This window comes from Vagococcus salmoninarum (assembly GCF_003987495.1).
In the GTDB taxonomy this organism is placed as follows: domain Bacteria; phylum Bacillota; class Bacilli; order Lactobacillales; family Vagococcaceae; genus Vagococcus_D; species Vagococcus_D salmoninarum.
Genome location: NZ_NGJU01000023.1, coordinates 19,553 through 40,267, shown reverse-complemented (window position 1 = coordinate 40,267; position 20,715 = coordinate 19,553). Strand labels below are relative to the sequence as shown.

Sequence of the window (20,715 nt, the reverse complement as noted above, 5' to 3'; positions counted from 1 at the left end):
AGAGGGCTTAACTATGACAATCAATTGGGAGAACATTAATCAAGAATTAAAGGAAATCGAAGGGGAGATTATTCATTGGCGTCGTCATTTGCATCAATACCCAGAAGCCAGCTTAAAAGAATATGAGACTCAAAAATACATTCAAGGAAAACTTAAAGAGTTCGGCATTGACTTTGTCAGTGTCGGCGAAACGGGAACTTTAGGGACAATCAAAGGTGGCAATGAAGGGAAGACAATTTTATTACGGGCAGACATTGACGCTTTAGAACTAGCTGACGCAACAAATAAAGGCTATACTTCTAAAAATGCCGGCTTAAATCACGCCTGTGGACATGACGGTCACACAGCTTCATTATTAGGGGTAGCCAAAGTATTAATTAAACATCAAGCTGAATTAACTGGCACGATTCTGTTAGCTTTCCAACAAGGGGAAGAAATTGGGGCTGGTGCTCGGCAATTTGTCGAGGGCGGTTTTGTTGAAGGAGTGGATCAAGTCTTTGGGATTCACTTAGATTCAAGTACCCCTGTTGGCAAACTAGTGGCAACACCAGGACCAACTAACGCTTCTTGTGATATTTTTAAAATTAAAGTTCATGGCAAAAGTGGTCATGCTGCTCGCCCTGATTTAGGCAGAGATGCTCTGTTAGCAGCAGCTAGTATTATCGTTGAATTACAAAAAATTGTCGCTCGGGAAGTTAATCCTTTAGACAGTGCCGTCGTAGCAGTTGGGGTCTTGAATGCCGGAACCCGCTACAATATTGTTGCCAATCAAGCAAACTTAGAAGGGACTGTGAGAACCTTTAGTCACGAAACCCGGGCTTATGTGCTAAGTGCTGTTGAGCGAGTCGCTAGAAGTGTGGCAGAAGCTCACCGGACAACGATTGAATTTGAGGTCTATGATGCGGCTGCTCCGTTAATCAATGACCTTGAAGCAACTAAATTAGCCGAAAAAGTCGCCGGTGAATTAGTTGGCGCAGAGAATGTGATTACTGATAACCCCCAAAGTCTAGGAGCGGATGATTTTGCCGATTTCTTAGCAGTGGCTCAAGGGGTTTACGGTCGCGTTGGCGCCCGCAATCCTGAAAATCCAGAGACTCACTTTGCTCACCATCATGAAAATTTTGATATTGATGAGGGCGCTTTGTTGCTAGCTAGTCAATATCATTTACGCTATGCTTTAAGTTACTTACAGCTTATTTAAAACAGCGAAACTAAAAAAAGTTGAAGAAGGGAGAAATCTCTTCTTTTTTTGTGTTAACAATTGCTTAGAAGTACATTGTCCAGTATACTTTTAAGCAATTAAAGTCCTAAGTCACTCACTAGTTGCGAATTTTCTGAAAAGTTACTTTAACTACGAATTATTGAGAAGAAAGAGTCCTTTAGTAAAGGAGTGAGTGTGATGAACCTAGAACTTAAAGATGTGCAAGTCCGTTTAGGTAAGCAGTTGATTCTTAATCAATTGCGTTTGGAAGTCCCACAAGGTGAAATTTTAGGTTTAATGGCCCCTAATGGTACTGGCAAAACGACACTGTTTCGAGCAATTGCTAATTTGATTGGTTGCCAAGAAGGGACGATTGAAATTAACGGCTATCAGTCTAAGGAACGAGAAAAATATTTCCAGCAATTGTTTTTTTTGGAAAATAACGAAAGTCTGATGACTAATTTAACCCCTGAAACTAATTTAGCTTACGTTAAAAAGATGTGGCAAAGCCCCTTGGAAGTCAGAGATGTCATCAATCGTTTAGGGATGGAGAAATACCGAAAAAAACCAGTTAAGCATTTATCTTTAGGCATGAAGCAACATTTATTAATTGGCATGTATTTAATTAGTGATGCGCCAGTCTTGTTGTTTGATGAACCTTTAAACGGTCTCGACTTAGGTAGTGTCGAATTAGTCAACAGCTTATTTCAACGCTTACATCAGCAAGGGAAGACCGTGATGATAACTTCCCACAATCTTCACCATTTACAAAAGGTCTGTCAACGGGTAATTTTTATGAAAGATAAAAAAATTAGCCACAGTACAACGAACCTTCAAATAATTTCAGAGATATATCGAGAATTATATATGATTAAGGAGGGTGAGTGAATGGGAACCTTAATTAGTAATTACTATTTAAAAATTATTAAAGATAAAGCCAATGGCATTCTGATTGGTCTGTTGTTTGTCAGTCTGTTGTTTCCACTTTTCTTTTATAATCATTATGATCCGATGTTTCGGCGTTACTTTTTTGAAGAAAATTTACGAATGAAAGAAGAGGTCGTTCACTCATTAGAAGAAGAGAGTGAAGTTCATTATCATGAGACTTCCTTGAAGTACTTGAGGGAAGTATTAACTGCCATGAATCGTGGGGATCAGGAAGGCGAATTAATCGCGGAATTAAATTTAGAAAAAACATATTTAGAAGAAACCTTAGCTGGTAGGTTCATAGGATTGACAGTTAGTGAGCTTGAAAAAAATATTGCCTACTTAAGTTATTTAGTTGATGAGGGCATCGAAAGAGTTCATCCAAGTCAACCGTATCCGCCAGCTAGTAATTACTGGGGGGAACTATTCTTGAGTTCTCAGCAAGTGTTGACTTTTTTAATGATTAACGCTTTGCTCTTTAGTAATTTATTTACAAGTGATAAGCGTCATCATGACCATGAGCTGACACACATTAGTCCCGTGCCCTTATGGAAAAGTTTAGTAGCAAGTCTGTTTGCCAATTTTAGTTTTATTTTTGCCAGTTGGTTTGTAGTTATTAGTCTAGCTACCCTAATTGCAGTTAGTTTAAATGGCTTAGGAGCTGTTAACTACCCTGTTGCCATCTTACGGGGAGGCGATGAAGTTTCAGTAATAAGTGTCAGTTCCTTTGTGATGCAAAACTTATTATTTGTCTGTTGTTGGTTACTATTATTAGGTTCCTTGAGCTTTTTGTTATCCTTAGTTAGTAGTAACTTTATGTTAAATTTAGTTGGTAGTATCGTTATTTTAACTAGTAATCAATACACGTGGTTAAGGGGCTTAATTCCTCAAGGATTCCAAGCAAATACGCCTTTCTTCTACGTTGATTTTTCCAATGTCATCATAGGCGGTACAGAAATTGTTCCTCTACCATTAGGTAATTTGACTGTTACTCGCGGCGTAAGTGTTTTGCTCGGATATAGTCTGTGTGTCTTATTAATCAGTGTGGCCGTTGTTAAGTATCGAAAACGTTTGTAAGTTCTCTTAGTCCGCCTATCAAGGAATAAACTACTAAGCAATAAAAAATAGCCAGAGATGAATTAGCATGCGTCATCTCTGGTCTTTTTTCTGCTATTTACTTACCAATCCAATTTAAGTTACTTTCCTATAAAAGGTATTTGGTCTCCCAATCGTGCCATATTCAATGGAAGAACTAATAATTTTTTGTTCTTCTAAATACTTAATATATTTACGAATAGAAACATGAGAAAGTTCAACGGATTGACTCAGATCATTGATTGTAAAAGAAGGTGGTAATTTTTCTAAGGCGTCTAAAATCATCTCTAAAGTTTGATGAGTTAAGCCTTTTTCTAATTCAATCGGAAGTGGGGAAACAGTTGCTAGATTATTATACAGTTCATCAAAAGTCTTTTGAGATAAGTGTGATTGTTCTGTCAGTCGCTGATTCCGTTCAGCAAATTGCAGAAGACTCTCTTGAAAGCGTTCAAACTTAAAAGGTTTTAAGATATAATCAACAACCCCGTAACGGAGCATCTCTTGAATGTCTTGACTTTCATTAGCAGCAGTAATCATAATAATGTCCACATCGAGCCCTTGCTGTCGAATGCTTTTGACTAGGTCAAAACCATTGCCACTAATTAAATGGACATCGACTAAAACTAAATCAAAGCTTTGATTCGTCAATAAATGGAGGCCATCATCAAAAGTAGTGGCGCTGCCAGCGAAACTAAAGCCAGGAACTTTTTCTAAATAATGTTGATTGATATACAAGACCATGGGATCATCTTCAATAATTAATGTTTGGTATGTCATTTTCTTCCTCCTTAGTACTAATGTAAGGCAAGGTTAAAATCAGTTTGTAGGCTTGACCTTGATTTTCTAAAGTGAAACGACCATTAGTAGTTTTAAGTAAGTTATCGAAATATTTCGTATGTAAAAGGCTCCTAAGCGCTGGAATTAAAAAATCGTCATTTGGTAAAGTATAAACTAGTTCAAGCTGTTTGTTTTGATAACCAAGGCGCATAGCAAATTGCTTGAGTGTTTGACTTAATAAAAAATCATGAATCACTCGAACCATATTCATCCACAGTTGGACTTTTTGTTGATTAGAGGATGGTGGAATGTCAGGATAGATTTCCACCATAAAAGGCAACTGTTTTTCTAGAAAACGACTCCGTTCACCAATTAAAAAGCCGGCAATAATTGGGTTATGAATTAAATAAACCATGCGGCTGGAAAATTCTTGTTCCGGCTCTAGAATCTTTTGCAAATAAATCTGTAACGCCTCAGCATCGCCAATGTCAGACAAACCGTAAATGACATGAAGTTTATTTAAAAAGTCATGAGACTGTGATTGTAGGGAACTTGCATAGGCGGTCGTATTAATTAATTGTTCATGAAGTGATGTTAAATCGGTCATGTCACGAATCATTAAAATTTGGCCAACTTGTTGTTTTCTAACAACAATTGGTGCCACTGAAATTAAATAATCAACCCCATTTTGTTGATAAATTTCATCGGTAATTGTTTTTGTTCGAGATTGAAACTCTGTAATCATAGGAATGAGACTAGCAATCTGCTTACCAAAAGGCTTACTTGTATGTGCTAACTTTTCAATAATAACTATTCCAGCTTGATTAACTAAGGTGACCTCATTTCGTTGATTAGTCACTATAACCCCGTCATGTAAGTTTTGGAACATGGCATTACGTTCTTCCAATAAAATCCCGATTTCTTTTGGCTCAAGGTCGTGCATTTGTCGCTTTAAAGTAAAGGCTGTAAAGACAGCAATCATCAAACTAATAAATAAGCTTAAACATAAGCTTAAAGACAAGTTTTTCCGAGCCTGGGTTAAGGTTTCACTAAGGCGAGTAGTAGTCATACCAATTGAAATAACTCCAATTTCTTCCTTGTTTCGATCGAATACCGGAACAAATCCGCGTAAAGATTGACCTAAAGTACCAGTCGCAGTTGAGACAGTTTCAACCCCCTTTGTAACAGCCTGTTCTTCATCGCCCCCTTCAAAAGGTTGGTAAATTTTTTCAGGATTAGGATGTGTTAAGCGGATTTTCGCCATTGTCATAACAACAACAAAATCTAAGTCGAAATCTTTTTCGGCTGCCTGAGTAAGTTGTTGAATTTCAGGTGTACTAGTTTCACTTTTTAAAGCAGCGATGACTTGCTGATCACGAGCAAGAAAATGACCTAACTCTAAAAGTGTTTTCTCTTGACGTAATTGGTTTGTTTCTATGATTTGTTGATTGATTCGGTAGAATAGGAAGCTCACTGTGATGATAATGCCTAATAAGATTAATAAAGTTAAGCGCATCCATAATGAAAAACGACTTTTTTTCATAGCAACCCTCTTTTATCAGTTTAGTTATTTAACCATAGTTTAACATAGTCTAAAAGGTAACAAAATGGCTATCTTGTGAAGTTCTAGCTTTAATTACTTAATCAACACTTAAACAACTTAAAGAATGCCAATTAACTATTTTATTCTTGTATACTAAGTTCGAACCACAAGAAAACGTTATCACAGGAGGTAGTTAATGGAAAGTAAAGGAAAATCAGAGGAGAAAGGAATTAATTTTTCACAAATTAAAGTTGGGCCAGTGCCCTTACCAGTTTATCTCGTTTTAACTAGTATTATCTTATTGACGGCATACTTAGGGCAATTGCCGGTTTCGATGATTGGTGGGTTTGCGGTCATTTTGTCTTTAGGTTGGTTATTAGGCACTATCGGAGCTAATATTCCTGGCTTAAAACATTTCGGAGGACCGGCAATCATGTCCTTGTTGATTCCTTCAATTATGGTCTTTTTCAATCTTTTTAATGAAAATACGTTAGCAGCAACTGACATGTTAATGAAGCAAGCGAATTTTTTATATTTCTATATTGCTTGTCTCGTCTGTGGCAGTATTTTAGGTATGCACCGTAAAATTTTAGTTCAAGGCTTGATGCGAATGATTATTCCCATGTTATGTGGCATGATTTTAGCAATGATTATTGGAACGACAATTGGCAGTTTATTAGGTCTAGGTTTTAAACATACGTTGTTCTTTATTGTCACACCGGTTTTAGCAGGTGGGATTGGCGAAGGAATTTTACCTTTATCTTTAGGGTACAGTGCCATTACTGGTATTCCTAGTGAGCAGTTAGTCGGTCAACTAATTCCGGCAACGATTATCGGGAACTTCTTCGCAATTATGAGTGCTGCCGTTCTTAGTCGTTTAGGAGCAGGTAAGAAGAAAGACAAGTGTGGCAATGGTCAGTTAGTCAAAGTTACTGGCGATGATATGTCTGATGCCATGAAAGAAGATGACACGCCAATTGACGTCAAGTTAATGGGAGCAGGGGTGTTAATTGCTTCAACCTTATTTATTACTGGTGGATTATTACAGCACTTAACTGGTTTCCCTGGGCCGGTGTTAATGATTTTAGTAGCGGCCTTAATTAAATATTTAAGTTTGTTACCAATTGAAATGGAGCGGGGATCAAAACAACTTTATAAGTTTATTTCTGCGAATTTCACCTTTCCTTTAATGGTCGGTTTAGGCATGCTTTACATTCCTTTAAAAGATGTGGTGGGCATGTTATCTTGGCAATATTTTGTTGTCGTTATTTCAGTAGTCTTAACAGTGGTTTTAACTGGTTACTTTGTAGGTGGTTTAATGAATATGTACCCAATCGAAGCTGCCATCATTACCGCTTGTCAAAGTGGGATGGGTGGAACTGGCGACGTCGCAATTTTATCAACGGCTAATCGCATGAATTTAATGCCTTTTGCCCAAGTAGCAACTCGTCTTGGTGGAGCAATTACAGTTTTAACAATGACTTTTTTATTTAAAATATTCTTTTAGAAGGAGTGGCAACTATGACAGATGTAAAAGAACTAGCTTTAGCAATGAGTAAAGAAAAAGGTGGCAAACTTGAGGTTGTCCCAAAAGTACCAATTGAGTCAATGGAAGATTTAGCAATTGCTTATACCCCAGGTGTTGGAGCGGTTTGTTTAGCAATCGCCGAAGACAAAGAAAAAGTTTATGAGTATACAACTAAGAAAAATTTAGTAGCTGTTATTACTGATGGCTCGGCAGTTTTAGGCTTAGGCAATATTGGACCAGAAGCAGCGATTCCAGTAATGGAAGGCAAGGCTGCCTTGTTTAAACGTTTCGCCAATGTCGATGCGATTCCTCTGTCTTTAGATACTCAAGACACAGAAGAAATCATAACAATTGTAGCTGCTTTAGCCCCTTCCTTTGGTGGTATTAATTTAGAAGATATTGGTGCCCCTCGTTGCTTTGAAATTGAAAAACGTTTAAAAGAAATGTTAGATATTCCCGTTTTTCATGACGATCAACATGGAACAGCGATTATTGTCTTAGCAGGTTTATTCAATAGTTTACGTTTAACTAATAAAAAAATTAATGAGATTCAAGTCGTCATCAATGGTGGCGGAGCAGCAGGTCTAGCAATCTCTCGTTTATTCTTAAAAGCTGGGGTAAAACATCTTAAAGTTGTCGATAAAATCGGGATTATTTCTGAAACGAACCAAGATTTACCACCACATCACCAAGCCATTGCTAAAGTCACTAACTTAACTCATCAGTCTGGTAGTCTTGAGGATGCCTTAGTAGGAGCGGATGTCTTTGTAGGCGTCTCAGCCCCAGGAGTCTTAAAACCAGCTTGGATCAGTCTAATGAATGAAAAAGCAACTATCTTTGCTATGGCTAATCCAGTACCGGAAATTTTTCCAGATGAAGCCAAAGGGGCAGGGGCTTATATTGTCGGGACTGGTCGAAGTGACTTCCCGAATCAAATTAATAACGTCTTAGCATTTCCAGGGATTTTTCGAGGTGCCTTAGACGCTCGTGCCACGGAAATTACGACTGAAATGCAAATTGCGGCGGCCGAAGGGATTGCAGCCATGATTAGTGATGAGGAGTTAAGTCCCGAATACATAATGCCTGAAGCTTTCAAACCCGGTGTTGCAGAAACGGTTGCTAATAGTGTCCGTCAAGCGGTAACTAAATAAAGTTAAAAGCCAAAGTCTCCTCTTTAAGTAGAGAGCTTTGGCTTTTTTAGTTATCCGTAAAGATCAATCCGTAACTCTTGTTGGTAAGTGGCAATTTCAAGGAGTTCTTCCCCTTCAAATACTTGTAAAGGTAAGTGAATCTTTACTGTTTCCATAAAATGAAGATTCGTTAACTCACTTCCTTGAAAAGTAAAGTAGCCTTGGGTTAACTTGCGATCATCTTTCGGTGAATAGGGCGGGATTTTGGCAATACTATTGATGAACTCAGCCGTTGCTGGAAAAGTTGTCCCTTCAGGTGATTCCAAGTAGAAATTATCGAAATCAACCTCAAAATGATAAGCTGTGTCATTTTCAATAGAGAGATGTAAGACTAAAACAGCTTGACTATCCCCAGTCAGTTCTTGAAAATCAGGGAGCAACTGACTAGTTATCGGGATAATTGTGAAGGCATGGAAATGAATGTCTAAGTCTTGCCATCTTTCCAGATGATTGACAGGTGAAGTTAAGGATGGTTGGCTTTTTCTTTTAATCAAGGCTTGTAAGTCAATTAAGTGGGCGTAAGGTTGGGCGAAGTAGGCAGTTGGCAAGTCATCTCGCTGACTGAGTTGAGAAATTGAAGGAGCAGTCTTTTGCTTATCGGCTTTTTCAGGTGCAGCAGTTTGGCAAGCCGTTAAGAACAAGGCAACTAATAATAGTAGTAAATAGTTCATAGAACCTCCTTTGGTAAAGGGCACTTGGTTAGCTTGTTAGTCAGTACCGATAGTAGAAAAGCTAGCTTCGTATGTTAATGAAATCGGGGAGTCAAGTTCAGTTTCTGAAGGCACTAAGGGGAGATGAATTCGCCACTCTTTTAAGGTTGTTAAGGAGGCAAAGTCATCAAGCAGAAAAATAAAATAACCACTAGTCAGTTGAGAATCCTTGTTTGTCTCTGCAATGGGGAGATGCTGAATAGTCTCAATGAAAAATTTAGAACTTGTTAAATTCAAGTTGTCAGTAGTTAGCAAATAGAAATTATCATAATCAACGTCAAAGGCAAAGGGGCTTGAATTTTGAATCCTTGTTTCAAGGATGATAAGCCCTTGATGCAACCCGGTATGTTCATGAACTTCTTGAAATAAAAGGCTAGTAATCGGTAAAAGGGTCATTGAATGAAAGCTAATTTCTAACTCTTCCCAAGTATCAGTAGAATTAATTGCTAAAGTTAGTGATGGCAAGTCTTTGTGCTGAAGCCAAAAAGCTAAATCAAGGAGAGTGCCAGTGACTTGGTCGTAATAAACATGGGGAATGACGTCACGTTCTGAATGATGCTCTTCAAAAGTAGTACGTGTTGGAGGAGGGGGAAGGGCTGACTCATCATCTGTCTGTAGGGGGCTTTGGCAAGAAGTTAATAGGAACAGAGTAGTAAGTAATGTGAGAATTAACATATTACCTCCTTAGAAGACTAATAGTGACAGGTGGATTTGCCAATAGTTTAGCATGATTGTGACGGCAATGCTACGCTGAACGTCAAAAAAGAACAAAGTCAGGAAAACCTTCCTTTGTTCCAAAGTCGGATCGTAGTTGAGTTACAAATAGTTATTAAAAATCTCATTTAATACAGGATAACTTAGGGGGCTGTCAGCTGGTAATGTGGCGATATAATTCTTGATTTCTGTAAGTTGATCTTCGATGAAAGAGTTTAAACAAGGAATCTGTGGTTCGAGAGCTAACTCGTGACTGATCTCTTTCTTAGCTAGTAAGACTTGGATTTCTTGGAAAACCTCATCAGGGATTTCCTCTAAGGTCAACAAGTCATCAAAAAGAATCGGGGGAATTTCTTGTTTGTCTCGTAACCAGAGACAGGCTAACAAGGGTCTTAAGACGTAAAAATATTTTTTGATTTTGACGTCGTCACCTTGTAAATGACTACGGAAATTACTTTTTGCCATATTTAAATAGTGGTAAAGTAAGGCCTTTTGGGAAAAAGACTGAGTGACTAAGTCTTTTAAGTCTTCAACTAGTTTGCCATCACTGTAATAGACAATCGGTGAATGGAGCCATTCCAGTAAGGAGGGGTTACTTTTTCGTAACAGTTGCAAGCTTTTCTTTAAGTCCCAGCCACTAATGTCTAGTAAGTCGGAAATCGGGTATTCAATCACATCGCGACCAGGTTGAATACTTAAATACCAAGCCTGAGGACGTACGTAAATAAAGCGAACGTCATAGTCACTATCAGGGGAAGGAAAGCCCCAAGCACGACTGCCAGATTCGACAGCGTAAAGAATCTTAACATTTTCCGTGATTTCGATTATTTTGATCTCATTGAGAATTTTTTGATCCATGTCAGTACCTCCGTTAGTTTTCTGCCTTAATTTCAGTGACGACTTTTTCTAAAGGTAAGTTATTACCACTTGAATTTGGTAGCAAGGGGACAAAATAAGTCGAGATGCGGTAATCTTTTTGGGGGTCAATCGTAAAATGATTCATGTAAATATCATCGCAACTAGCATCAATATGGGTTTCCCAGGCAAGTAATGACTTCGTTTGAGGACCGTCAGTAGGCTCTTTTTCCGCAGCTTGCCGTTCTGCCATTGATTCCAAATAAGAAAAATTAGTCTCCTCCATAAAAAGCCAAGTATCTGCTTCTTTGACTTCATAAGACACTAATTCAATATCGTAATTAGTCTCGCTTTGATTAACAATGCGAAACTCGTTTCCACCAAGATAAGTAATCTCAGGTTTAGTTGGTCGTTCTAATTGGCTACTAGTAGTAGTCGTTTTAGCTTGAGTTTTAGGCTCCTTAGTGTGAGAACACCCAGATAAAGTGATGAGAAGTAGGAAACTGATCAACAGTAGTAAGTTCTTTTTCATAATACCTCCTATTTAATTGTTGAAATTATACCATAAGGGAAAAAGCTGCGGGCAATTATTTTAGCAAAACCGGCCTTTTCATGTTATTCAAGGAAACTTAATGCTACAATAAGTAAAGGAGTGAAAAGTGAAAAGGAGAGCAAATGTTAGATTCTTATTTAAATATTATGGTTGTTTTCGCCTTAGTACTAGTCGGTTACGTCTTATCAGCTAAGCAATGGTTTTCTAACCAAACCATCGATTTATTTTCCAAACTAGTTTTAAATATCGCCTTACCATTTAATATGTTTTTAAATATGACGGAACGGTTTAACCGGCAAGAATTCTTGCAGCTTTTTACTGGGATGTTGTTACCGGCAGTTTCGATTTTAGTGACTTTCGGAATTAGTATCATTTATAGCAAGCTCACAAAAGTCCCCCTCGGTCGGCGAGGCGTCTTTCAGACGATGTTTACGGCCTCGAACACGATTTTTATGGGGCTACCAATTAACTTAGCGATTTTTGGTGAAGTATCCGTTCCTTATGTCTTGTTATACTATATTTGTAATACAACCTTTTTTTGGACGATTGGGATTTATTTAATCTCTTCTGATAGTCAAGACCCGACGATCGATAAAGTTAAAATGGATGTCTTTGGTGTGATGAAGTTACTATTGTCACCAGCCATGTTAGGCTTTATCGTTGGTTTACTCTGGATGTTAATTCAATTGCCAGCAATTCCGGTCTTAACAAAATTCGCCGGTCATCTGAGTAGTTTAACAACTCCTTTATCAATGTTTGTCATCGGTATGATTATTTATCAAACGGGGATTAAGAATTTACGGATGAATAAAGATACTTTTGGGGTGCTTTTAGGACGCTATTTGATTTCGCCCTTAATAGTCATTTTACTTTCCTTCATTATAGAAGTTCCTGAAATGATGTTAAAAGTTTATTTGATTCAATCAGCCATGCCCGCCCAAAATTCAATGCCGGTTTTAGCGAAACAATATAAATCCGATGTGGAATTTACGACAACGACTCAAGCATACTCGTTTATCTTGTACTTATTTATAATTCCGATTTTAATCTATTTAGTGAATTAAATTTAGTTATGAGGGGCTAATTGTGCTATAATGCAAAAGTGCTTAAATTAAGAAGAGAAGGAAGAGGTGAAGATGTTGAGTTCTTTTAAACAATTTAATTTACAACCTTACTTAGAAGCTGCGTTAGAAAAGAAAGGCTTTGTAGAACCAACAGAAGTTCAAGCGAAACTTATTCCCGTAATTAAAAAAGGAAAAAGTGTTGTTGGACAATCCCAAACAGGATCAGGAAAAACACATACGTTTTTACTGCCATTAATGGATAAAATTGACCCAAGTAAAGATGAAGTCCAAATTTTGATTACGGCGCCAAGTCGTGAATTAGCTAATCAAATTTATCAGGAGGCTTTCGAACTAGCAGAACATAGTGAAACTGAAATTCGCGTCTCACGTTTTGTTGGGGGAACCGATAAACAACGTCAAATCAACAAGTTGAAAAATCAACAACCTCATGTTGTTGTTGGGACACCAGGTCGGGTGTTAGATTTAGTGAACGAGCAAGCTTTAGGGGCTCACACAGCTTTCAGTTTTGTTGTCGATGAAGCTGATATGACTTTAGATATGGGATTCTTAGAAGAAGTGGATAAAATTGCGGCAAGTTTACCAGCTAACTTACAAATGTTAGTCTTTTCGGCAACGATTCCAACGAATCTAAAACCATTTTTAAAGAAATACATGGAAAACCCAGTCATTGAACACATTCAACCAAAAACAATCATTTCAGAAACGATTGATAACTGGTTAGTTTCGACTAAAGGGAAAGATAACAACCAAACGATTTATAAATTATTAACAACAGGCCAACCGTATTTAGCAATTGTTTTTGCTAATACGAAACAACGAGTAGATGAAATTACTAATTATTTAAAATCTCAAGGCTTAAAAGTTGCTAAAATTCATGGGGATATTTTACCTCGTGAACGTAAACGTGTCATGAAACAAGTTCAAAACTTAGAGTATCAATACGTCGTTGCCACAGATTTAGCGGCTCGTGGCATTGATATTGAAGGGGTTTCTCATATTATTAATGCAGAAGTTCCCCATGAACTTGATTTCTTTATTCACCGAGTTGGCCGAACAGGTCGTAACGGCATGGCTGGTACGGCAATCACTTTGTATACACCAAGTGATGAGACGTCAATTAATGAATTAGAAAAACTAGGAATCATTTTTAAACCAAAAGAGTTTAAAGGCGATGAAATCGTTGATACTTATGACCGTAACCGTCGTACTCAACGAAATAAATCGACAAAAGAATTAGATACTGAAATAATTGGTTTAGTGAAGAAGAAAAAGAAAAACATTAAACCAGGTTACAAGAAAAAAATTGAACGAGCCATTGCTGATAAAGACCAAATGCAACGTCGAATTGAACGTCGTTCTCAAGCTCGGACAATCAAAAAAGCTAAAAAAACAAAACGTTAAGATTAAGCAAAAAACTACTGAGAGTCATTTCTCAGTAGTTTTTTTGTCATTTTAAGGCAAGGAATCCCATCTTCTAGAAAAGGTTGTGAGCTAACATGATAGCCTAACTTTAAGTAAAAGTCAGTTGCAGTGATTTCGGCACTTAACTCTGATAAAAGGCAACCTTCACGACAAGCTCGTTCTTCAATAATTGCTAGTAGTTGTTGACCGATCCCTTGGTGACGATAAGCTAAAGCGACACAGAGGCGGTCTGGTTGTAAAGTTGTTGGATTAGCTAGTTGGTAGCGAACCGTGCCGACTGGCTGGGAATCATTCATGATCAAGACATACTCCCGTTGATCAGTATCAAGGTGGTCAAATTCTAAGGTGAGAGGAATCCCTTGTTCTTGGACGAAGACCCTCATTCGTAAATAATACGCTGCTGCTTGGACCCAGGTTTTATTAGAAAAATAGATGTTCATTTCGATTAGACTCCTTTATAATGAGAGATGTTAACTTAATTGTAGCGGAAATGGGGACCAATGTGTGAAAAAGTTTTTAATTAGTATCTTAATTGTATTAGTAATCGGTGTAGTAGGTGGTTTAGGCTGGGGCGTTAACTATCTCTTTAACTATGCTGTCGTTCGTGGTGAAAAAGATTTTATTGGTGGCGGAGAAGCTTCGGGAAGTACTGAAGAAAATCCAGTGGCTTGGGATTTTGCGGAACAGCCACTAATCACTTTAACGCAAAAAAGTCAGGATGGCTTAAACTTACAAGCTAAGCACATCAAACAAAAACAAAAGAGTAAGGCTAAACTGGCAATTATCGCTCATGGCTACACGAGCCAAGGCGACGGCATGCAGGAGTTTGGTGAAATGTTTTATGACATGGGTTATGACTTACTTGTACCAGATGCCCGCGCCCATGGTGCTAGTGAAGGTGAATATATGGGCTTTGGTTGGCCAGATCGGTTAGATTACGTCCAGTGGATTGACGAGATGATCAAAGACTACAATGGTGAGGTTGAGATTATTTTATACGGAGTCAGTATGGGAGCGGCGACAGTGATGATGACGGCTGGCGAAAAACTGCCGCCACAAGTCAAATTAATCATTGAAGATTGTGGTTATGACACAGTCACAGCAGAATTGACTTATCAATTAAAAGAGATGTTTAACTTGCCGGCGTTTCCATTGATCCCCTTAACTTCAATGTATTCAGGCATCAAAGCAGGTTATAATTTTAACGAAGCTAGTTCAGTGGCTCAGTTAGCTAAAAATGACTTACCAACGTTATTTATTCACGGTGATGCAGATAAATTTGTGCCGACGGAAATGGTTTATCAAAACTATGAAGCAACAAAAGGGCCAAAAGAACTTTATATTGTTAAAGGGGCTGCTCACGCTCACGCTTTCAGTACAGATAAAGGGGCTTATCAAAAAGTAGTTTCAGATTTTATCGCCAAATATCATAATTAAGGAGTGAGGCAGATGGATTTCTATAATTATTTACAATTGAATCAATGGAAAACCTTAAGTGATGAACAAAAGCAGGAGGTTTTTGCGGGAGTGTTACGTTTCTACTTGAAACCTGGAACTGTTGTTCAAAATAGTCGCTTAGTTACTTTTGAGATGCGCGGCATGAAGTGTCGTAGTTTTGAATTGGAAATAAATGGGGAATCATTTGTCTTAATCCCAGGTCAAAAAGACACGGTGTTAGGTTGGGACTTTGGCTCGAAAGGCTTGCAAACTTCTGACTTGTTAGAAGCTAGCTTGGATTTGTATTTAGATCAGCTCCGCTATCAAAGCAAGCTTTCGACTCAGGAGCTTGACTCAGCCATGTCTGAATCAAGCTTCAGTGACAATGACTATGATTTAACGGACTTGAGCGAGATTGATCGCTATATCAATGATTTGACAACACCTTTACGGAAAGTTGATATTCCGGCGATGTTAGTAGCTAAAAAAGCGCAACCAGTGGGAACCTTCCTCCTTGGCGCCTACGAAAGTGTCACAGGGGTTTTTAAAGGGAACCAAGAATTTTTAGCGAAATACCAAGGGGAATTAGAAACTCTTTTTCAACCGCAACTAAGCCTAGCGGAAAGTCTAACGTGGTCATTTCCTGAGAGCAGTTTGAAAAATAACCATTATTACATCCAGCAGCAAGAGGATAATCCAGATAATTACTGGTTGTATGGTCATGAACTATTAGACTACGGTGAGCTATGGTTAACTCTTCATCGAAGTGGTTTTCAACTTTTGTCAGAAGATTGTTGGGAATACGCTGTCGGTGGTGGCACTCGGCGTTTGTTTCGCTGGGGCAATGAAATAGACTTAGAGAGCAGTCATCCTTTTACTGGCTGTCAAGAACGAGTTAAGGCTGAGAATATGTTTGGCTTGAAAATTCCTGCTAATCAAGATTCCTTTGAATTAACCGATGATGTAAACATTCAAAAACTTAGTTCTTTCCAACTAGTAGCAGACAGTCATAAAATCGAAAAAATCTTGCCTCTCAGCTCATATTATCGTTCACCAAGGATGAGCCAGTTAGTTGGTAAGTTGAATCCTCATCATTATTCCTATCGTAAAGGGATTATCATTGATCCAAATTAGTTAAAGTCAGTCAGTCATTGACTTTTTTCAATAGTTTGATTATAATATGTGAGTAGTAAAGGCCATATTTAAAAGGTAAAACATCAGAGACTTTTTCATTAGCTGAAAGAAAAAGACTGCCAATAAATGCTCCCTTTAACTTATTTGATAAGAAATTATCACGGTACTCTTCGTTAAAGAGCTTAAGAGGTAATGATCGAAACATCATTGCAATCAAGGTGGTACCGCGCAGCGTCGTCCTTGTGTTGCATGGTGTTTTTTTGTTGTCAAAAAGCAACTAGTGTAAATATGAGAGGAAGATTAGATTGAAACAGTTAAGTAGTAGTCAAGTAAGACAGATGTTTTTAGATTTCTTTAAAGAAAAAGGCCATACAATTGAGCCAAGTGCCTCATTAGTACCAGTAAATGACCCAAGTTTATTATGGATTAACTCAGGCGTAGCCACCCTTAAAAAGTATTTTGATGGTTCCGTTGTGCCAGATAATCCCCGGATTGTTAATGCTCAAAAGAGTATTAGAACGAATGATATTGAAAATGTTGGACGGACAGCTCGTCACCATACAATGTTTGAAATGCTTGGGAACTTCTCAATTGGCGATTACCAAAAGAAAGAAGCGATTCACTGGGCATGGGAGTTTTTAACAGCCGATAAATGGATCAACTTTCCTGTTGAGAAATTATACGTCACAGTTTATCCTGAAGATTTAGAAGCTCGTCGAATTTGGGAAGAAGAAATTGGCTTAACTTCTGATCGTGTGATTGATATTGCCGATAACTTTTGGGATATTGGTGCTGGCCCCTGTGGACCAAACTCAGAAATTTTTTATGATCGAGGAGAAGAATTTAACGATGTTGCTCCTGATGATCCGGAAAATTACCCAGGTGGGGAAAATGAACGTTACTTAGAAATTTGGAACTTAGTCTTTTCTGAATTTAACCATACATTAGAAGACACTTATGAGCCGTTGCCTAATAAAAACATCGATACAGGGATGGGGCTAGAACGTCTAATGTCCATTATCCAAGATGCACCAACAAACTTTGAGACGGATCTATTTGTCCCAATTATTGAAGCGACAGCGAAACTAAGTGAGGGTCAAACTTACGGTGAGACACCGCAACTTGATACCTCATTTAAAGTAATTGCTGACCATACCCGAGCAGTTGCTTTTGCGATTGGTGATGGGGCGAATCCTTCAAATGAAGGCCGTGGCTACGTGTTACGCCGTTTATTACGCCGTTCAGTCATGCATGGTAAAAAATTAGGCATCCACAAACCTTTTATGTATTTATTAGTGCCAGTAGTTGGGGACATTATGAAAGGTTACTACCCAGAAGTTTTAGAACAATTAGACTTTATTCAAAAAGTTATTAAAACTGAGGAAGAACGTTTCCACGAAACAATTAATGAAGGCTTACAAATTTTAACTGAATTGATTAAAAAAGAAAAAGCAGCTGGCAAAACGGAATTAGCTGGCAAAGATATTTTCAAACTGTATGATACTTTTGGCTTTCCAGTTGAATTGACTGAAGAAATTGCTGAAGATGAAAACATGACCGTTGATCATGCAGGCTTTGAAGTTGAAATGGAAGCTCAAAGAGACCGGGCCCGTTCAGCACGGAAAAACGATCAATCGATGAACGTTCAATCAGCTTTATTAATGGATCTGAAGACACCAAGTACTTTTGTTGGTTATGGCAACTTATCAGGGACAAGCCCCTTAGAAGTGATCATTAGTGATGAAACTCTGGTTGATAGTATCGCCACTGGGGAAGCGCAATTAATCTTTGCTGAAACACCATTTTACGCTGAGATGGGTGGTCAAACGTATGACCAAGGAACTCTTGAAAGTCAAGATGGCCAATTAGTCGGTAAGATTGTTGATGTCCAAAAAGCCCCAAATGGTCAACCGTTACATAAAGTTGAAGTGTTAGGTGAGTTAAAGACTGGGACAGCCTATGTCTTAAAAGTCTCAACTACCCGTCGCAATAAAATCGTTAAAAATCATACTGCGACTCACTTATTACACCGAGCGCTAAAAGATATTTTAGGCGATCATGCTAACCAAGCTGGTTCATTAGTGACTCCGACCCACTTACGTTTTGACTTTACTCATTTCGGGCAAGTCACTGCTGAAGAACTACAAAAAATGGAACAAATCGTTAATGAAAAGATTTGGGCAAACATTCCTGTCGAAACAGTCGAAACAGATATTGCAACGGCGAAAGAAATGGGGGCAATGGCCTTATTTGGTGAAAAATATGGTCAAGAAGTCCGTGTTGTCAAAGTTGGCGATTACTCAGTAGAATTATGTGGTGGTAATCACGTCACGAACACTTCAGACATCGGGACCTTTAAAATTCTTTCTGAATCAGGTATCGGGGCAGGCGTCCGTCGGATTGAAGCTGTGACGAGTCAAGAAGCTTATGAAGTATACCGTCAAGAAGAAGAAGATTTAAAAACAGTTGCCCAATTAGTTAAAGCACCACAATTAAAAGAAGTCACGACTAAAGTCGAACAATTACAAAAGCAATTAAAAGAGTTACAACGTGAAAACGATAGCTTAAATGCGAAACTAGCTAACGAACAAGCTGGTGATGTTTTCAAAGATGTTAAGGAAGTAAATGGCACGACGTATATTGCAGCTCAAGTCAATGTGAAAGACATGAATCAATTACGTCAATTAGCTGATCAATGGAAACAACAAGAATTATCTGATGTCTTAGTGCTTGGAACAGCTCAAGGAGAGAAGGCGAATCTTTTAGTCGCAATGACACCTGAAGCTAACGGAAAAGGCTTGAAGTCAGGAGACTTAATTAAAGCGATCGCGCCTAAAGTTGGCGGCGGTGGTGGTGGTCGTCCAGACATGGCTCAAGCTGGTGGTAAAAATCCAGCTGGAATACCTAATGCGCTGACAGAAGTTGGCACGTGGTTAGAGCAATAAAATAACAAGACTCTGCTGAAAAGTTCTTTTTCGGCAGAGTTTTTTCCTTTTTTTGAAAAATAAGATATAATAACAAAGAAAGTAAGAAATTTGGGGGTGTGGGTAATGAAAATAGATTTAGCTACCCAAGGAGATGTTTTAGAAATCTTGACTATTTTTAAACAAACAGCAGAGTTTTTTAAAGAACAAGGCATCGATCAATGGCAAGGGGATTATCCTAATATAAGTACGGTTTTAGCTGATATTGCCGCTGGTCAGTGTTATATCGGCAGGAACAGCCGCCTTATTCTAGGGGTGATTGTTTTAAGTACCGCTAAAGAAGCGAGTTACGATGAGTTGTCAGACGGACATTGGAATAGTCCAGATGATTCTTATACAGTCATTCACCGCTTAGCTGTTAATCGGAACTATCCAGGTAAAGGCGTCTCTGTTAAGTTAATAAATAAAGCCGAAGCACTTACGAAGGCGAAAGGGTTTGCTGGCATTCGGACCGATACTCATGAAGCGAATGATGGCATGCGTTATATTTTGACGAAACAAGGCTTTCGCTACACTGGTCAGTTAACTTTAGCTGACGGCAGTCCCCGTTTAGGCTATGATAAATTAATTGATTAAAAGAAGACCTTGAGGATAGTTTAAAATCCTCAAGGTCTTTTTTGAATTATTTCTTAGGGTTAAAAATAAAGGTTTCCAGAGCTTCTGCCACGGCGCTCTGGTCGTTCGTACTCGTACAGATGTAATCAGCAAGCTCTTTTAGTTCAGGGACGCCATTTGCAACGGAAATACCAGTCCCGGCAGTTTGAATCAACGTTCGGTCGTTCATGTTATCGCCAATGGCTAACACTTCTTCTGGCTTAACATTTAACATGGCCATTAACTCGATCAAGGCATTGCCTTTATTAATGCCCTTAGGGTTGAACTCAATGTAACGATGAGATGAATAATTAACGTCAAAGCGAGCGGCAAGTTCGGGAGTTAAAGTTGTTTCAATTTGCCGTAAATAGTCATTGTCTAAATGTTGGAAACTGATTTTAATAATAGGAGTTTCTAGCAAGTGATCAATGGATTCAGACGTTAAGAAAGTTAACTCAACATGGCCGTCTAAATAGGCTTTTTCATTGTCGTTCATTCGTAAGGTGTGAATATTATCTAAAGTGAAAACGTGGATTAAAACATCATGGTTCAGGCCAATCGCAAATAATTTTTTAGCTAAGGGAAAGGGAATCGCCGTAGTAGTTAATAAGCGGTTGTCTTTGTTTTCGGTAATGACTCCACCATTATAAGAAATTGAATATTGGTCAGTCTGTTGCGCCACATTAGTCATTTTTAAAATATGTTGAAAGTCGTTAAAACTGCGACCGGTGGCAGGAACAAAACGAATCCCTAATTCTTGGGCTTTGCTAATTGCCGCCAGATTTTCTTGAGACACATGACCATTACTATCGATTAAAGTTTCATCTAAATCACTAACGATTAATTTATACATTAAGTAACCCGTCCTTTTAGTTGTAATTATTATAACAATACTCTAAGGTTAACATAAATCTTTCAGGAAAAATACGAGAATTGTTTAGAATCCCTGGAAATTATGATACACTA

The 20,715-nt window shown here is 38.2% G+C and carries 19 protein-coding genes; 11 read left to right on the top strand and 8 right to left on the bottom strand.

Annotation, left to right across the window (positions count from 1 at the left end; genetic code table 11):
• The first annotated feature begins 13 nt into the window (after positions 1–13).
• From CBF35_RS13015 to CBF35_RS13005, 3 genes are all read left to right on the top strand, one after another.
• Positions 14–1,201 carry an amidohydrolase gene (locus CBF35_RS13015; RefSeq protein ID WP_126781923.1) on the top strand — a complete coding sequence of 396 codons (1,188 nt, stop codon included), beginning with the start codon at positions 14–16 and terminating at the stop codon, positions 1,199–1,201.
• Between the two features lie 198 nt (positions 1,202–1,399).
• A complete protein-coding gene (locus CBF35_RS13010) occupies positions 1,400–2,089 on the top strand; it encodes an ATP-binding cassette domain-containing protein (protein WP_126781921.1) in 690 nt (229 codons plus the stop codon).
• Positions 2,090–3,205: a hypothetical protein gene (locus tag CBF35_RS13005; RefSeq protein ID WP_126781919.1), complete on the top strand. Its 1,116-nt coding sequence runs from the start codon at positions 2,090–2,092 to the stop codon at positions 3,203–3,205.
• Between the two features lie 114 nt (positions 3,206–3,319).
• Here CBF35_RS13005 and CBF35_RS13000 read toward each other — a convergent pair whose 3' ends face one another.
• Together CBF35_RS13000 and CBF35_RS12995 are read right to left on the bottom strand one after the other, a co-directional pair.
• Entirely contained in the window at positions 3,320–4,000 is a 681-nt protein-coding gene (locus tag CBF35_RS13000) for a response regulator (RefSeq protein WP_126781917.1), read from the bottom strand.
• Positions 3,975–5,543: a Spo0B domain-containing protein gene (locus tag CBF35_RS12995; RefSeq protein ID WP_126781915.1), complete on the bottom strand. Its 1,569-nt coding sequence runs from the start codon at positions 5,541–5,543 to the stop codon at positions 3,975–3,977. Before CBF35_RS12995 ends, CBF35_RS13000 begins: the two co-directional genes overlap by 26 nt.
• A 196-nt stretch (positions 5,544–5,739) precedes the next feature.
• On the opposite strand from CBF35_RS12995, the gene CBF35_RS12990 reads away from it, so the two are divergent.
• Both CBF35_RS12990 and CBF35_RS12985 read left to right on the top strand, forming a co-directional pair.
• Complete coding sequence (locus tag CBF35_RS12990) at positions 5,740–7,050, top strand: 2-hydroxycarboxylate transporter family protein (RefSeq protein ID WP_126781913.1); 1,311 nt, start codon at positions 5,740–5,742, stop codon at positions 7,048–7,050.
• Between the two features lie 14 nt (positions 7,051–7,064).
• A complete protein-coding gene (locus tag CBF35_RS12985; RefSeq protein ID WP_126781911.1) occupies positions 7,065–8,222 on the top strand; it encodes an NAD(P)-dependent malic enzyme in 1,158 nt (385 codons plus the stop codon).
• Between the two features lie 50 nt (positions 8,223–8,272).
• Here CBF35_RS12985 and CBF35_RS12980 read toward each other — a convergent pair whose 3' ends face one another.
• The 4 genes from CBF35_RS12980 to CBF35_RS12965 all read right to left on the bottom strand — a co-directional run bounded on the left by CBF35_RS12980 (position 8,273) and on the right by CBF35_RS12965 (position 11,072).
• Entirely contained in the window at positions 8,273–8,932 is a 660-nt protein-coding gene (locus CBF35_RS12980) for a hypothetical protein (protein ID WP_126781909.1), read from the bottom strand.
• 36 nt (positions 8,933–8,968) lie between these two features.
• Entirely contained in the window at positions 8,969–9,646 is a 678-nt protein-coding gene (locus CBF35_RS12975; protein WP_126781907.1) for a hypothetical protein, read from the bottom strand.
• Between the two features lie 141 nt (positions 9,647–9,787).
• On the bottom strand, positions 9,788–10,543 hold the full coding sequence (locus CBF35_RS12970; protein ID WP_126781905.1) for a nucleotidyltransferase domain-containing protein: 756 nt from the start codon (positions 10,541–10,543) through the stop codon (positions 9,788–9,790).
• 13 nt (positions 10,544–10,556) lie between these two features.
• Positions 10,557–11,072 carry a hypothetical protein gene (locus CBF35_RS12965; RefSeq protein ID WP_126781903.1) on the bottom strand — a complete coding sequence of 172 codons (516 nt, stop codon included), beginning with the start codon at positions 11,070–11,072 and terminating at the stop codon, positions 10,557–10,559.
• A 143-nt stretch (positions 11,073–11,215) separates the two neighbouring features.
• Between CBF35_RS12965 and CBF35_RS12960 the strand changes: the two genes are divergently transcribed.
• Together CBF35_RS12960 and CBF35_RS12955 are read left to right on the top strand one after the other, a co-directional pair.
• Positions 11,216–12,157 (top strand): AEC family transporter, encoded by a 942-nt coding sequence (locus CBF35_RS12960; protein ID WP_126781901.1) that lies wholly within the window; start codon positions 11,216–11,218, stop codon positions 12,155–12,157.
• A gap of 75 nt (positions 12,158–12,232) precedes the next feature.
• The gene (locus CBF35_RS12955; RefSeq protein WP_126781934.1) at positions 12,233–13,579 is read left to right on the top strand and encodes a DEAD/DEAH box helicase; all 1,347 of its coding nucleotides are present in this window, start codon (positions 12,233–12,235) and stop codon (positions 13,577–13,579) included.
• A gap of 14 nt (positions 13,580–13,593) precedes the next feature.
• Here CBF35_RS12955 and CBF35_RS12950 read toward each other — a convergent pair whose 3' ends face one another.
• Entirely contained in the window at positions 13,594–14,040 is a 447-nt protein-coding gene (locus CBF35_RS12950) for a GNAT family N-acetyltransferase (RefSeq protein ID WP_126781899.1), read from the bottom strand.
• 64 nt (positions 14,041–14,104) lie between these two features.
• Between CBF35_RS12950 and CBF35_RS12945 the strand changes: the two genes are divergently transcribed.
• The 4 genes from CBF35_RS12945 (at position 14,105) to CBF35_RS12930 (ending at position 19,731) form a co-directional block, all read left to right on the top strand.
• A complete protein-coding gene (locus CBF35_RS12945; RefSeq protein WP_126781897.1) occupies positions 14,105–15,037 on the top strand; it encodes an alpha/beta hydrolase in 933 nt (310 codons plus the stop codon).
• A 12-nt stretch (positions 15,038–15,049) separates the two neighbouring features.
• Positions 15,050–16,171 carry a DUF7278 family profilin-like fold-containing protein gene (locus tag CBF35_RS12940; protein ID WP_126781895.1) on the top strand — a complete coding sequence of 374 codons (1,122 nt, stop codon included), beginning with the start codon at positions 15,050–15,052 and terminating at the stop codon, positions 16,169–16,171.
• A gap of 305 nt (positions 16,172–16,476) precedes the next feature.
• On the top strand, positions 16,477–19,116 hold the full coding sequence (gene alaS / locus CBF35_RS12935; RefSeq protein ID WP_126781892.1) for an alanine--tRNA ligase: 2,640 nt from the start codon (positions 16,477–16,479) through the stop codon (positions 19,114–19,116).
• Between the two features lie 105 nt (positions 19,117–19,221).
• Positions 19,222–19,731: a GNAT family N-acetyltransferase gene (locus CBF35_RS12930; RefSeq protein ID WP_126781890.1), complete on the top strand. Its 510-nt coding sequence runs from the start codon at positions 19,222–19,224 to the stop codon at positions 19,729–19,731.
• 46 nt (positions 19,732–19,777) lie between these two features.
• Here the strand turns inward: CBF35_RS12930 and CBF35_RS12925 are convergent, their stop codons facing one another.
• Positions 19,778–20,602 (bottom strand): Cof-type HAD-IIB family hydrolase, encoded by an 825-nt coding sequence (locus tag CBF35_RS12925; RefSeq protein WP_126781888.1) that lies wholly within the window; start codon positions 20,600–20,602, stop codon positions 19,778–19,780.
• Between the last annotated feature and the right edge of the window lie 113 nt (positions 20,603–20,715).